This window comes from Oceanihabitans sediminis (genome assembly GCF_003337215.1).
In the GTDB taxonomy this organism is placed as follows: Bacteria; Bacteroidota; Bacteroidia; order Flavobacteriales; family Flavobacteriaceae; genus Oceanihabitans; species Oceanihabitans sediminis.
The window spans coordinates 157,762-171,499 of the sequence record NZ_QPIG01000001.1 but is presented as its reverse complement, the minus strand read 5'-3'; the positions used below and the strand labels follow the sequence as shown (position 1 = coordinate 171,499).

13 protein-coding genes are annotated in these 13,738 nt (G+C 32.1%); 6 read left to right on the top strand and 7 right to left on the bottom strand.

The window, feature by feature from the left end:
- Nucleotides 1-6 precede the first annotated feature (6 nt).
- The 6 genes from rodA to purH all read right to left on the bottom strand — a co-directional run bounded on the left by rodA (nucleotide 7) and on the right by purH (nucleotide 7,346).
- A complete protein-coding gene (rodA, locus tag DU428_RS00770) occupies nucleotides 7-1,284 on the bottom strand; it encodes a rod shape-determining protein RodA (RefSeq protein ID WP_072348570.1) in 1,278 nt (425 codons plus the stop codon).
- Between the two features lie 3 nt (nucleotides 1,285-1,287).
- Nucleotides 1,288-3,216 (bottom strand): penicillin-binding protein 2, encoded by a 1,929-nt coding sequence (gene mrdA / locus DU428_RS00765; protein ID WP_072348572.1) that lies wholly within the window; start codon nucleotides 3,214-3,216, stop codon nucleotides 1,288-1,290.
- Nucleotides 3,213-3,719, bottom strand: coding sequence for a rod shape-determining protein MreD (locus DU428_RS00760; protein WP_072348574.1), 507 nt, complete (start codon nucleotides 3,717-3,719; stop codon nucleotides 3,213-3,215). Before DU428_RS00760 ends, mrdA begins: the two co-directional genes overlap by 4 nt.
- Nucleotides 3,712-4,530, bottom strand: coding sequence for a rod shape-determining protein MreC (gene mreC, locus DU428_RS00755; RefSeq protein ID WP_072348576.1), 819 nt, complete (start codon nucleotides 4,528-4,530; stop codon nucleotides 3,712-3,714). The genes DU428_RS00760 and mreC overlap by 8 nt, the downstream gene beginning before the upstream one ends.
- A 20-nt stretch (nucleotides 4,531-4,550) precedes the next feature.
- A complete protein-coding gene (locus tag DU428_RS00750; protein WP_072348578.1) occupies nucleotides 4,551-5,579 on the bottom strand; it encodes a rod shape-determining protein in 1,029 nt (342 codons plus the stop codon).
- A gap of 234 nt (nucleotides 5,580-5,813) precedes the next feature.
- The gene (purH, locus tag DU428_RS00745) at nucleotides 5,814-7,346 is read right to left on the bottom strand and encodes a bifunctional phosphoribosylaminoimidazolecarboxamide formyltransferase/IMP cyclohydrolase (protein ID WP_113965575.1); all 1,533 of its coding nucleotides are present in this window, start codon (nucleotides 7,344-7,346) and stop codon (nucleotides 5,814-5,816) included.
- Nucleotides 7,347-7,560: 214 nt separating this feature from the next.
- On the opposite strand from purH, the gene DU428_RS00740 reads away from it, so the two are divergent.
- Entirely contained in the window at nucleotides 7,561-8,814 is a 1,254-nt protein-coding gene (locus DU428_RS00740; RefSeq protein WP_072348582.1) for an ABC transporter permease, read from the top strand.
- Nucleotides 8,815-8,908: 94 nt separating this feature from the next.
- Here DU428_RS00740 and DU428_RS00735 read toward each other — a convergent pair whose 3' ends face one another.
- Nucleotides 8,909-9,364 (bottom strand): GAF domain-containing protein, encoded by a 456-nt coding sequence (locus DU428_RS00735; protein ID WP_072348583.1) that lies wholly within the window; start codon nucleotides 9,362-9,364, stop codon nucleotides 8,909-8,911.
- 90 nt (nucleotides 9,365-9,454) lie between these two features.
- Between DU428_RS00735 and xrtF the strand changes: the two genes are divergently transcribed.
- From xrtF to DU428_RS00710, 5 genes are all read left to right on the top strand, one after another.
- Entirely contained in the window at nucleotides 9,455-10,006 is a 552-nt protein-coding gene (gene xrtF, locus DU428_RS00730) for an exosortase family protein XrtF (RefSeq protein ID WP_072348585.1), read from the top strand.
- Nucleotides 9,999-10,427, top strand: a complete 429-nt coding sequence (locus tag DU428_RS00725) for an exosortase F system-associated membrane protein (RefSeq protein ID WP_072348587.1) — start codon at nucleotides 9,999-10,001, stop codon at nucleotides 10,425-10,427. The genes xrtF and DU428_RS00725 overlap by 8 nt, the downstream gene beginning before the upstream one ends.
- 68 nt (nucleotides 10,428-10,495) lie before the next feature.
- Nucleotides 10,496-10,912: an HYC_CC_PP family protein gene (locus DU428_RS00720; RefSeq protein WP_072348589.1), complete on the top strand. Its 417-nt coding sequence runs from the start codon at nucleotides 10,496-10,498 to the stop codon at nucleotides 10,910-10,912.
- Nucleotides 10,913-11,072: 160 nt separating this feature from the next.
- Complete coding sequence (locus DU428_RS00715; RefSeq protein WP_113965884.1) at nucleotides 11,073-13,313, top strand: TonB-dependent receptor; 2,241 nt, start codon at nucleotides 11,073-11,075, stop codon at nucleotides 13,311-13,313.
- Nucleotides 13,314-13,368: 55 nt separating this feature from the next.
- Entirely contained in the window at nucleotides 13,369-13,728 is a 360-nt protein-coding gene (locus DU428_RS00710) for a heavy-metal-associated domain-containing protein (protein WP_072348591.1), read from the top strand.
- Nucleotides 13,729-13,738 lie beyond the last annotated feature (10 nt).

Sequence of the window (13,738 nt, the reverse complement as noted above, 5' to 3'; positions counted from 1 at the left end):
AAGCTATTACCATTCATTAATTCTGTTAGAGTCTAACTTTATGAAGATGAATAGTAAAATAGTAAATCCCCAAAGTCCAGAGCCTCCATAACTAAAAAACGGAAGTGGTATACCTATTGTAGGAATTAGTCCCATTACCATCCCGATATTAATCAAGAAGTGAAAGAAAATAATGGAGGCTACGGCATAGCCATAGACTCTACTAAATTGCGATTTTTGTAACTCAGCTAATCGTAAAACGCGAAGTAGTAGAAGAACAAACACAACTACTACAAATGTGGATCCTAAAAAGCCCCATTCTTCTCCTACGGTACTAAAAATATAGTCTGTATGTTGTTCAGGTACAAACTTTCCAGTGGTTCTAGTTCCTTCTAGAAAACCTCTTCCGGTTAATCCGCCAGAACTAATTGCTTTTTCAGATTCGTAAAGATTGTATAAAATATCTCTACGCATAGATTCTATTTTTGCAGGATCTTTTTCTAACCTTAACCAAAGACTTATTCTGTCTTTTTGGTGTTGTTGTAAAATAGTGTCGTAAAAGAAATTTACACTAAAAGCTAAAGCGATACTTGCTATAGCTATAAGTATTGGCTGTAAAATGCTAGGCTTCTTTTTCTTGCTAAAATGATTTAAAATAAGAATTAGCACAGTGGCTATAGAAGTAATAACCTCCCCGAATTTTAAAGCAGAAATAGAAATAAGTGCCAAAGCTACACCAAGTGATAAATATACTTTTGGTAGTCCTTCTCTATATAAAACAAAAAAGAAAGCAACATAAACCAATGTACTACCTGTGTCGTTTTGTAAAAGAATTAAAATAGCAGGAATGGCCAAAATAACTAGAATGTTTAATTGGTCTTTAAAAGTCTTTAGGTCTGTATTTAAATCGCTTATATATTTTGCTACAGCAAGAGCTGTTGCTGCCTTTGCAAACTCGCTAGGCTGTATGGTCATGCCTCCAATTCCGTACCAAGATGTTGCCCCATTTACTGTTTTTCCGAAAAAGAAAATTCCGACCAAGGAAAGCATGGAAATAAGATAAATTACACTAGAAAACCGTTCATAAAACCTTGCTTCAATAGATAGAATAAAGATGATGAGTAATATGGTAAGCCCGATAAAAGCTAATTGTTTTCCGTAGGGTTGTGAGAAATCAAAATAATCTACCTCTACACCTACATGCGAAGCCGAAACTATATTTAGCCAACCAAAACCAACTAATAATAAAAAGAGAATTATTGTTACCCAATCAAATTTAAAATGTCTATCTGTTTCTCTAAACATATTTTATTTATCTAATTTGGCAAGTTGTTTTTTTAGTTCGTTTACTTCTTCTTGAGAAATTACCTGTAAAGTTGTTCCTCTATTAATTTTAAAAGGCTCTCCTGAATATGGTTTTGCATATTCATTTTCTAAGCTATGCGAAAGTATCCAGTTTTCTAAATCCTTTCTTGTTGTCTCGCCCTTAATGTATTTTTCAATCATTAAACTTGCTATTTTTCCAGCAAATCTAGAACCGAAATATCCGTTTTCAACAAATACTGCAATGGCAATTTTTGGATCGTCTTTTGGGGCAAATGCTACAAAAATAGAGTGGTCTGTTAATTGTGTTCTCACACCGTCTATTCTTACAAAGTTTTCAACCGTTCCAGTCTTTCCGCAAATTTCAATCTCTGGTACTTGTACATATTTTGCTGTTCCGTTTTTATATACATTATGCATTCCTTCTACTACAGGTTCAAAGTGCCTTTTATCTATGCTAGTATACTTTGGGGTGGTGAAATTAGGATCAATTGTTTCACCTTTAATTTCTTTGATGATATGTGGCGTATAGTAAAATCCTCTATTTGCAATAGCAGCAACCATATTTGCTAATTGAATAGGGGTTGTAGCAACTTCCCCTTGTCCGATAGAATTTGAAATGGTATAAGTGGAATAAAAGGTGTTTGGGTAAATTCCTCTATAATATTCTCTGTCTGGAATTCTTCCTTTTTGACCTACATATAAATCGTTATTTAGGAAATTTCCTAAACCGAAACTTTTTACATGATTACTCCAGATATCAATACCAACAGAAGCATCTCCAGGTTTATCTAAAATTCGTCTATATATAGTTGCGAAATAAGCATTACAGGATTCTTGAATTCCGTCAATCATATTGTTTTGCTTACCACTTCTACAATGGCATTTCATAAACCTATTACCATATCTATATCCGGTATAGCATGTAATTCTTTCTTCTGTAGAAATCACCCCTTCTTGTAATGCAACTAAGGCATTCATTAGTTTAAAAGGAGAACCAGGTTCGTACACCCCTTGTAAACTTCTATTAAATAATGGTTTTGCAATAGTGTCTCTAAACAGCTTTGTAAAGTTTTTAGAGCGATCTCTACCTACTAATAAATTGGGGTTATAAGTGGGTGCAGAAACCATAGAAAGTATTTCGCCCGTTGCAGGTTCTATGGCAATAATTCCTCCTCGTTTATTTTGCATTAAAACCTCACCATATGCTTGTAAAGTAGCATCAATAGTTGTTTTTATGTCTTTTCCAGATTCTGGTAGGGTGTCGAATTTCCCATCTTTATAAGGACCAATATCTCTGTTGAATCTGTCTTTTTGAATAAACTTAATTCCTTTTACACCTCGTAGGGTTTTTTCATAGGAAGCTTCAATACCTTGCATTCCTATTAAATCACCCATTTTATAATAAGGGTTATTGTTTATAATTCTTTGATTTACTTCTCCAATATCCCCAATAACGTTAGCGCCTATGGTTGTTTCGTAATTTCTTAAGGATCGTTTCTGAATATAGAAACCTTCAAATTTTCGCATTTTTTCTTGTAAAATGGCATAGTCTTCTTTAGAAAGTTGCGGAAGAAATACATAAGGCAATCTTGGTGAATACCTCCATGCTTTTTCGTAGGTATTTTTAAATTGATCTTTTGTGATTTTTAACAAAGAACAGAATTCTAAAGTGTCTAAAGGCTTTACTTCATTAGGAATTACCATCACGTCATACGACGGTTGGTTTGAAACTAAAAGTTTTCCGTTTCTGTCATAAACAAATCCGCGTTTAGGGTAGTCATATACCTTACGTATGGCATTGTCTTCGTATAAATTATTGGTGTTTCCTTGATATACTTGCAGATAAAAAAGTCTTGCAATAAAAAGTAAACCAACAAATATTATGGAAATGAAAAGTAATAATTGTCTCATTTAGTTTTTCTACTGAATATTATAGTTACTAGAACACAGAGTATAATAGTAAATATACTTGAGAATAACGTTTTTTGAAGTACTAAAATTATCTTAGAAAAGTTAAAAACTTCAAAAAGAAATAAGATGAAATGATGGATTAAGGTTAATATGCTGATATAGGTCAGTTTCTGGCCAATTTCTACCTGATTAAACTTGATGGTTTGGTGCTCGTAAATGGTACCGAAACAAAATTTTAAAACCATAGGCCTTATGTATGCAATGGTAACACATGCAGCTGCGTGCATTCCTCCAGAATCTAGAAACATATCTACTGTAATTCCTAATAAAAAACTTAGAAGTAATAAAACGATTCTGTTGTTTTTAACAGGAAACAAGATGATAAAAAGAATGTATAAATACGGATTTATATACCCTAAGAAATAAATATGAGAAAGCACAAGAACTTGCAATAAAACAAGTGTAATAAAACGAATTGTATTTACAGAAGCTATGCTATTCATTTTTAGAATTTAGTAGGTTCGTAATTTCTTGAGCGTCTTTATTTTCAATTATATATACATGTTCAATATTCGTCATATCATTGAATAACTCAATATCTAATTCGTAAAAGTCTCCTGCAGCATCCAATTCTATATTAGTGATTTTTCCTACCGGAATTCCTTTAGGGAAAATAGCCGATCTACCAGATGTAATGATGCTATCTCCTTTTATAGGTTTTGCATTAGAAGGAATATCAATAAGCTGCACGATATTAGGTGATTCTCCATTCCATTTTAGTGTACCAAAATGATTTGTTCTTTTTAGTTGCGCACTAATTTTACTTTTAGTGTTTAGTATAGAAATAACCGTAGCGTATTTTTTACTTGTTTGGTCAACAATTCCTAAAATTCCTTTCGAAGTAATTACCCCATGATCCTGTTGTATACTATCTCTTTTTCCTTTGTTAATTAGTAGAATATTGGTGCTAATCGTATAGGAGTTTTTTAAAACTAGTGCAGGAGTAAACTTATAAGTAGAAGCAAAAGTTAGACTATCTATAAAAGAAGGCTTCGTTTCTAACTTGGATGATACAATAGACCTAAGTCTGTTATTTTCCTCTTGAAGTAGTTTGTTTTGATGTTTTAATCCGAAATACTGACTAATCTCGTTCATTTGGGTATAAATACCTCCTGAAACAAAATTTGCAGAATTTACAAATTTGCTTTTATGATAGGAATGATTTTGAATAGTAAAGACTACAGAAATAGCAAACAGCAGTATGTATAACAAAAAGGTTTTGTTACGAATAATAAAATTAACAATTTGCTGCATGATTTAAGTAGGTCTATTTCTTATTTAATCAATACGCTTTTGAATTTAGCAATGTTTTTAAGTGTAATGCCTGTTCCACGAACAACTGCACGTAATGGGTCTTCAGCTATATAAACTGGTAAATCTGTTTTTTGAGATAAACGCTTGTCTAAACCACGTAACATAGAACCTCCACCTGCAAGGTAAATTCCTGTATTGTAAATATCTGCAGCTAATTCTGGCGGTGTTTGAGAAAGTGTTTCCATTACCGCATCTTCAATTCTTAAAATAGACTTGTCTAAAGCTTTAGCAATTTCGCGATAGGAAATTTGTACCTGCTTAGGTTTTCCTGTCAGTAAATCACGACCTTGAACACTCATATCTTCTGGCGGTAGATCTAAATCTTCGGTAGCAGCACCAATTTGAATTTTAATTTTTTCAGCAGTACGTTCTCCAACATATAAGTTATGTTGTGTTCTCATATAATAGATGATATCGTTGGTGAAAACATCTCCTGCAATTTTTACAGATTTGTCACAAACAATACCTCCTAGAGCAATTACAGCAATTTCTGTTGTACCACCTCCTATATCAACAATCATATTACCTTTTGGTTGCATAATATCTACACCAATACCAATTGCTGCAGCCATAGGCTCCATGATTAAATAAACTTCTTTTCCGTTAACACGTTCTGCACTTTCCTTTACTGCACGCATTTCAACCTCTGTAATTCCTGATGGAATACAAATTACCATGCGTAGAGAAGGAGTGAATAATTTCTTTTTTAAAGCTGGAATGTTTTTAATAAACATGCTTATCATTTGCTCACTGGCATCAAAATCTGCAATTACACCATCTTTCAAAGGTCTAATTGTTTTAATGTTTTCGTGAGTTTTACCTTGCATCATGCTAGCTTCTTTTCCAACTGCAATAATTTTTCCAGTAATTCTGTCTCTAGCAACTATAGAAGGACTATCTACCACAACCTTATCATTATGAATAATTAAAGTGTTTGCTGTTCCTAAATCTATTGCAATATCTTCGGTTAAGAAGTCAAAAAATCCCATTCTTTATTCTGTAATTATAATGTTAACAATCAAATCTTGTAAAGATAATAAAAAGCTTTATAAAATTGATTTTTATATTCATGTTTTAATAGCTTCTAATTCATAGTGCTAGCTCTATGATTTTCGGCTTTTAATTATTGTTAAAAAACATCTGCTTTGTTCTTTAAAATAGCTTTTATTAAACAAAGCAGATAGTGTTTTTATTGTCTGTTTATTTCCTGACTGAGCAGGATTTTAGTGTTTAAAATGTCTTGTTCCAGTAAATACCATTGCTACATTGTTTTCATTACAATAATCAATGCTTAATTGGTCTTTAATAGATCCTCCTGGTTGAATCACTGCTGTGATTCCTGCATTATTTGCAATTTCTACACAGTCCGGGAACGGGAAAAAGGCATCACTCGCCATTACTGCACCTTTTAACTCGAAATCAAAAGATTGTGCTTTATGAATAGCTTGATTTAATGCATCTACACGGCTAGTTTGACCTGTTCCGCTTGCGCATAATTGTTTGTCTTTTACTAAAACAATCGTGTTAGACTTTGTGTGTTTACAAATTTTAGATGCAAAGATTAAATCATCTAACTCGTTTTCTGTTGGTTTATTGTTTGTAGCTTGTTTTAAATCTTCAAGCTTATCTGTTTTAGAGTTTCTGTCTTGAACTAGAATTCCGTTTAGGCAAGTTCTTACTGTAGTTTCTTTAAATTCTACATCGTTTAGAACTAGTAATATTCTATTTTTCTTTCCTTTTAAAATTTCTTCAGCTTCAGAAGAAAAAGAAGGAGCGATTACTACTTCACAAAATAATTTATGAATTTCTTCTGCTGCAGCTTTATCAATTTCAGTATTTGAAATTAAAACCCCTCCAAAAGCTGAAACTGGATCTCCAGCTAAAGCATCTAGGTAAGCGTCAAGAACAGTTTCGCGTTGCGCAAATCCGCAAGCATTATTGTGTTTTAAAACAGCAAAAGTTGGAGCTTCACCTTTAAACTCGTTCATTAAGTTTACTGCTGCATCCACATCTAAAAGGTTGTTGTAGCTTAATTCTTTTCCGTGTAGTTGCGTGAAAAGTTCATCAAAATCCCCGTAGAAGTATCCTTTTTGGTGTGGATTTTCTCCATAACGTAAAACCTTTCCGGTTGTTTCACTAATTTTTAGTGAAGTGATTTCTTGATTTTTATTGAAATAATTGAATATAGCAGCATCGTAGTGCGACGAAACATTAAAGGCTTTTGCAGCAAATAATTTTCTGTCAGCTTCCGATAAACTTCCGTTCTTTTCTGTGATTAATTCTAAGAATTCCGCATAATCTTCTACCGAAGAAACACAAACTACATCTGCATAGTTTTTTGCAGCTGCACGAATTAATGAAATTCCTCCTATATCAATTTTTTCAATTATATCTTGTTCACTTGCTCCTGAAGCAACTGTTTTTTCAAAAGGATATAAGTCTACGATTACACAATCTATTTGTGGGATTTCGTATTCTGCTAATTCTGCAGCATCACCCGAATGATTTTGTCTGTTTAAGATTCCTCCAAACACTTTTGGGTGTAAAGTTTTTACTCGCCCTCCTAAAATAGATGGGTAAGAAGTTACATCTTCAACAGGTACTACATTAATTCCTAAATCATTGATAAATTTTTCTGTACCACCTGTAGAGTAGATAGTTACACTTTGTTCGTTAAGTTTTTTTACAATTGGTTCAAGACCATCTTTGCTAAAAACCGAAATTAAAGCCGACTTAATTGTTTTGTTGTTGCTCATTTTTTATTTGTTGTGTTGTAAAATGTTGTTGTATGGGTGCAAAAATAATAATATAAAGTGCTTTTAATTAAAGAAAAGCTAATTGTTTTTTTAAATTAATCTAGTAGTTATTAACAAGGTTTGCTTGGAACTTTGTTTTTCCTTTTTTGTAACAAAACTTATTTAAAAACGTCTTACCTTTATATCACGTTAAAAACGAATAAATCTACTACCTATGTTAATGTATTTGCGTCTCTTTAAAGAGAGCTTTTCTTTTGCAATAAGTGCACTTAAAAACAATGTGTTACGAACATTTTTGTCTTTATTAGGTGTAACTATTGGTATTTTTTCCATTATTGCAGTTTTAGCAGCAGTAGATTCCCTAAAAAATGAAATTAAAGGTACAGTTAGTTCTTTAGATAATAGTACAATTTATATCATGCGGTTTTCGTTTGGACCTACAACTATTCCGCAATGGAAACGAGAACAATTTCCAGACGTTACCTACGAAGAATATCAGTTTATTGAAAGTAAGATTCCAGATGTAGAAGCTGTTTCGTATACTTTAAATGTAAACCCGGAAACCATAAAATATGATGGAGCTTCTGTTGAAAATGTAGAAATAGCAGCAGTAACAAGTGGTTATTATAATATTGAAAGTTTAGAATTAGAAAAAGGAAGGTTTTTTAATGAAGCTGAATCTAATTCTGGTTCTCCAGTAGTAGTTTTAGGAGATGAAATAGCAAGTAGCTTATTTGGAAATTTTGACCCGATAGGAAAAGAAGTTAGACTTTACGGAAGGAAATTTACCGTAATTGGTGTGCTTAAAAAACAAGGTTCTGGCTTGTTTGGTGGTTCTAAAGATACTGCGGCAATTTTACCGGTAAATTTTGTTAGAAGGTTGCTTGGAGATAATAATAAAAGAGCTTTTCCAGCAATAGTTGTAAAGCCAAAATCGGGAATAGATTTATCGGAGTTTAATGCAGTTATTTCTCAAGGATTAAGAAACTTTAGAGGATTGAAGGCAGGAGAGATAAATAATTTTTTTGTAAATGAACTTCAGGGTTTTACCGATTTAATAGATAATATTACTGGGCAATTAAACTTGATGGGATGGATTATTAGTGGCTTTTCTCTCTTAGTTGGTGGCTTCGGAATTGCAAATATTATGTTTGTTAGTGTAAAAGAAAGAACCAATTTAATAGGAATCCAAAAATCGCTAGGAGCAAAGAATAGGTTTATATTGTTTCAATTTTTGTTTGAAGCTGTAATTTTAGCTGTAATTGGAGGTTTAGTCGGACTTTTCCTAGTTTGGGTGGTCTCTATAGTATTGACTAATTTTTCTGATAGTTTTGAGTTTGTGCTATCATTTAGTAATATGCTTCTTGGTTTTATACTTTCCACCATTATTGGCTTGGTTTCAGGAGTTATTCCTGCCTTATCAGCATCTAAGTTAGATCCTGTTGAAGCAATTAGAACAGGAATGTAAATTTTCAATATAAAACCTAAAAATAGAAACCCCCTTAAATCTTGATTCATTAAATGAAGATTTAAGGGGTTTGTTATGTTTGATAATGCCCTATCTAAAGTATTGAAGCTACTTGCTCGCAAACAAATTCAAGGAAGCGCTCATCAGCTTCGGTAAAAGGATCAGGCGTGTTTGAATCTATATCAATTTGACCAATATTTTCACCGTTTACAAAAATAGGGATTACGATTTCAGCTTTAACCGTTATGCTACAAGCTATGTAATTGTCTTGAGCTGCAACATCTGGAACAACAAAGTTTTTATTACTCACAGCAACTTGTCCGCAAATACCTTTCCCAAATGGGATGATGGTATGGTCTGTTGGTTCTCCAACATACGGACCTAGTTTTAGTTCGTTTTTATCTCCGTTTTTAAAATAAAAACCAACCCAATTATAGTAAGGAATATGTTTTTCTAAAAGCGTACAAATAGAAAGAAGTTTGTCGTTTACAGTCCCTTCTGTCTTTTGGGTGATTTTTTCAATTTCTGGTTTTAATTGCTCAAAATTCATATGTTTTAAACTTTTGGTAAAAGTATTTAAAAACCAATTTAATTAAGAACATTTTGCATAAATTTAACCTTGTAAAATAATAGATAACTTTTGAAGGAACTTTTTATAAAATACAAATCGGTAATTAGGTTTATAGTGACTTTTCTATTGGTGTATATTGTTTTAACTTTTGCTTATAAAATGTATTTGCAATATTCTTCAGATTCAGAATATTATCCAGATTATATGACGCATTTAGTTGGGGTGCAAAGTGCAGAGCTGCTAACTGTTTTAGATTATGATGTGAAACTTCTTCCGCATCCAGATGAGCCTTCTTTAAAATTAATTATAAACAACAAATATCTTGCTCGGGTTATTGAGGGATGTAACTCTATTAGTGTTATTATTTTATTTATTTCATTTATAATTGCTTTTGCAGGAAAATTTAAAACTACGGCTATTTATATTTTGGCTGGTAGCGTTTTGATTTATATTACAAATTTGGTTAGAATTGCAGCTATAACTGCTGGTTTGTATCATTACCCAAAGCACGAGTATATTTTACATGATATAATTTTTCCTGCTATAATTTATGGTATGGTATGTTTACTGTGGGTAGTTTGGGTAAATCATTTCTCTTTAAAAAAAGAAGGAGATGCATAAAGTTTCAAAATATGTACTATTAGCCGTTTTGGTAGTCTTATTAATACTTGTTCGGTTTTTTGAAACACAGCTTTTTTATGACCCATATTTAGATTTCTTCAAAAGCGATTACTTGTATATAGATTCTCCAAGACGAGAAGCATTAAAATTAACCTTTTCAACTGTGTTACGTTATTTTATTAATACCGTAATATCTCTTGCTATCTTATTTGTGCTTTTTCGAGATAAAAGCATTATTAAGTTTTCTACTATTATTTATACTTTGTCTCTAATAATTCTATTGGTCTTGTTTTTGTACTTTGTAATAAACCCAAAACAGGAGGACTACTACTTATTCTTTAATATTAGAAGATTTTTAATTCAGCCGCTAATCTTACTACTTTTAATTCCGGCTTTTTATTATTATAAACAGCAGGACTAAACTGTTAATCCTTTGGTAAAAGAGGACTAATTATATTCTTTTTTGTAATTTTGAATCGAAGATTACAAATGATAAAAAAAGTACTACATACAAGTTTTTCTATAGTATTAGCCTTTTTGGTGCTATTTTCAACTGTTTCTATGACTGTTGAAAAGCATTTTTGTGGTGATAATTTAATAGATATTTCTCTGTTTTCTGAAGCAAAAAGTTGTGGTCCAGAAATAGAGGAAGTTTCTGCTGAAACTTCAGTAGAAATGATGTCTTGTTGTAAAGATGAGATAGAAGTTATTCAAGGGCAAGATGCAGTAAAAACTCCTTCATTTGACGATATAGATATTGAAGAACAAGTGTTTTTAACAACATTTGCCTTTTCTTATATGAATCTTTTTGAGATTGATTTAGAACAAATCATTCCGCATAAAAATTATACTCCACCTAATATAGTTGTTGACATACAGTTGGTTAACGATGTTTTTCTAATTTGATTTAATTTTTCTTTTAAAAGTTTCTCATGAAAATGAAGACGCTGTATTGTGTTTTAAAACACAATATATAGCAGTATGCACTTGCTTGTATTTATTTGTGCAACAGATTTTAATAGTAAAACTAAAATTAAATATTTCTCGTTCAGACGAGTATAAAAAAATGAAAAACATATTATATATATTATTCATTTTTCCATTAGTAATCTTTTCTCAAGAGCAAATTAGTGGAAAAATCTTAGAAGCAACAGAAAGTAAAAAAGAAGCTCCTTTATTTGGAGCGAATGTTTACTGGTTGGGGACTTCCGTAGGAACAACTTCAGATTTTGATGGAAATTTCACAATTCCTTATGATAAATCATATACAAAATTAGTAGTAAGTTATGTAGGTTTTAAAACCGATACCATTCAAGTTACTAGTGCCAAAAAGCTTCAAATTACTTTAGAACCAAAAAGCGAATTAGAAGAAGTCACCATAACTTCTAGAAAACAAACTACAGCAAAATCCTACTTGAATGCAACCAATACATTCACGGTAAGTAGTGATGAACTATTAAAAGCAGCCTGCTGTAATTTATCTGAAAGCTTTGAAACAAATCCATCAATAGATGTGAATTTCGCAGATGCTGTTACAGGCACTAGACAGATCAAAATGCTTGGTTTAACAAGTCCGTATTTACTAATTGCAACAGAAAATATTCCATCAATTCGAGGAGCTTCTCAGGCCTACGGATTGAGTTTTATTCCAGGAACTTGGGTAGAAAGTATTCAAATAACCAAAGGAGCGGGGAGTGTTGTAAACGGTTTTGAAAGTATTGCAGGACAAATTAATGCAGAGCTAGTTAAGCCATCTACAGACGATAGGTTGTTTGTGAACCTTTACGGGGCAATAAATGAACGATTAGAGCTTAATACTCATATCAACACAAAGGTTAGTGAAAAATGGGATACTGGAATTTATTTACATGGAAATACAAGTAGTAAAAAACACGATGTAAATGACGATGGTTTTATGGATATGCCAATTTATAATCAAATAAATGTGATGAACCGTTGGCAATACACAAACACAGAAAATGGTTTTGTAAGTTTTATAAACTTTAAGTTTTTAAATGACGAAAAACAAACCGGACAAGTAAACTTTGATCCGATAAAAGATAGAGGTACTACCAATGCATGGGGAGGTGAAATAGACACAAAAAGATATGAAGTTTCTACAAAATTAGGCTATGTAAATACAGAGATTCCGTGGCAAAGTGTAGGAGTACAAGCAGCTTTTAGTAGTCATGAACAAGATTCTTATTTCGGATTAAATAATTATGACATAACGCATAATAGCTTATATACATCGGTGGTTTATAATTCTATTATTTCCGATTCTAGAAACAAGTTTAAAACCGGAATAAGCTATACTTATGACCATTATGATGAGTTGGTAAATACTACCGATTATGGCAGAACAGAGTCGGCTATTGGAGCCTTTTTTGAATATGCTTTTGATAATTTAAATGATGTGAATATAACAGCTGGTCTGCGTGTAGACTCTCATAACCTTTTAGGAACTTTTATAAGTCCGAGAGTGCATGCTAGATATACTCCTTGGGTAAAATCTGCCTTACGAGCTTCTTTTGGAAGAGGAAAACGAAGCGCTAATATATTTGCAGAAAACCAAAGTGTTTTCTCAACTTCTAGAAGCATAAATATCTTGAATGCTAATGGGGAAATCTATGGTTTAGACCCGGAGATAGCTTGGAATTACGGAGTGTCATTCTTACAAGGTTTCGATTTTTTTTCTAGAAAGGCAGATATCACGTTTGATTACTATAGAACAGATTTTCAAAATCAAGTAGTTGTTGATTTTGAAAACCCTCAAGAGGTGAATTTCTATAATTTAGAAGGAGATAGTTATGCGAATAGTTTTCAAGTGGAAATAAATTATAATGTGTTTGAAAATTTCGATATGCGATTAGCATATAAATACTACGATGTACAAACGCAATATGGTTCAGAAAAATTAGAAAAACCTCTTGTTCCTAAGAATAGATTTTTCGCAAATGCTTCCTATGAAACAGCGATTTCTGAAACGAATTTATCACAATGGAAATTTGATGCTACCTTTAACTGGTTAGGGAAACAGCGATTTTCTTCCACTGAAACAAATCCTTTACAGTATCAGTTAGGGGAGTATTCTTCAAGTGTAGGGACTGTAAATGTGCAAATAACCAAAGTGTTTTCTCCAAAATTTGAAGTATATTTAGGAGGTGAAAACATTACAAATGTACAACAATACAATCCTGTTTTAGGAGCAGATAATCCATTCGGACCATATTTTGATACGACTTTTGTATATGGCCCAATTTTTGGATCTAACTATTATGCAGGATTGCGATTTAGAATAAATTAATAATTATAACAACAGTGTTTCCCGTGCATGCGGGAATTAAAAAAAATCTATTAAAATGAAAAAAACAATAGCAATTATCGCTTTAATATTTATTAGTGCAACAAGTTTTGCGCAAAATAAAAATGCAAAGGCATCTTTAGAAGTAGATGGTGTTTGTGGAATGTGTAAAAACCGAATTGAGAAAGCATGTTTTAAGATTAAAGGTGTGAAATCTGCAATTTGGGATGTGAAAACACATGAATTACAAGTAATTTATAATGAAGAGAAAACAAATTTAAACGAAATTCATAATAGTATTGCTGCAGTTGGTCATGATACCAAAGAAATAAAAGCTTCAGATGAAGCTTATGATGCTGTACATGCATGTTGTAAATATCGTGATGACGAAGTGGTTGATGACCATAAAGACGAATAATTCGTTTTGA

Coding starts and splice junctions, on each gene's coding strand:
- rodA (WP_072348570.1), bottom strand. CDS start 1,284: ATGTTTAGAGAAACAGATAGACATTTTAAATTTGATTGGGTAACAATA.
- mrdA (WP_072348572.1), bottom strand. CDS start 3,216: ATGAGACAATTATTACTTTTCATTTCCATAATATTTGTTGGTTTACTT.
- DU428_RS00760 (WP_072348574.1), bottom strand. CDS start 3,719: ATGAATAGCATAGCTTCTGTAAATACAATTCGTTTTATTACACTTGTT.
- mreC (WP_072348576.1), bottom strand. CDS start 4,530: ATGCAGCAAATTGTTAATTTTATTATTCGTAACAAAACCTTTTTGTTA.
- DU428_RS00750 (WP_072348578.1), bottom strand. CDS start 5,579: ATGGGATTTTTTGACTTCTTAACCGAAGATATTGCAATAGATTTAGGA.
- purH (WP_113965575.1), bottom strand. CDS start 7,346: ATGAGCAACAACAAAACAATTAAGTCGGCTTTAATTTCGGTTTTTAGC.
- DU428_RS00740 (WP_072348582.1), top strand. CDS start 7,561: ATGTTAATGTATTTGCGTCTCTTTAAAGAGAGCTTTTCTTTTGCAATA.
- DU428_RS00735 (WP_072348583.1), bottom strand. CDS start 9,364: ATGAATTTTGAGCAATTAAAACCAGAAATTGAAAAAATCACCCAAAAG.
- DU428_RS00725 (WP_072348587.1), top strand. CDS start 9,999: ATGCATAAAGTTTCAAAATATGTACTATTAGCCGTTTTGGTAGTCTTA.
- DU428_RS00720 (WP_072348589.1), top strand. CDS start 10,496: ATGATAAAAAAAGTACTACATACAAGTTTTTCTATAGTATTAGCCTTT.
- DU428_RS00715 (WP_113965884.1), top strand. CDS start 11,073: ATGAAAAACATATTATATATATTATTCATTTTTCCATTAGTAATCTTT.
- DU428_RS00710 (WP_072348591.1), top strand. CDS start 13,369: ATGAAAAAAACAATAGCAATTATCGCTTTAATATTTATTAGTGCAACA.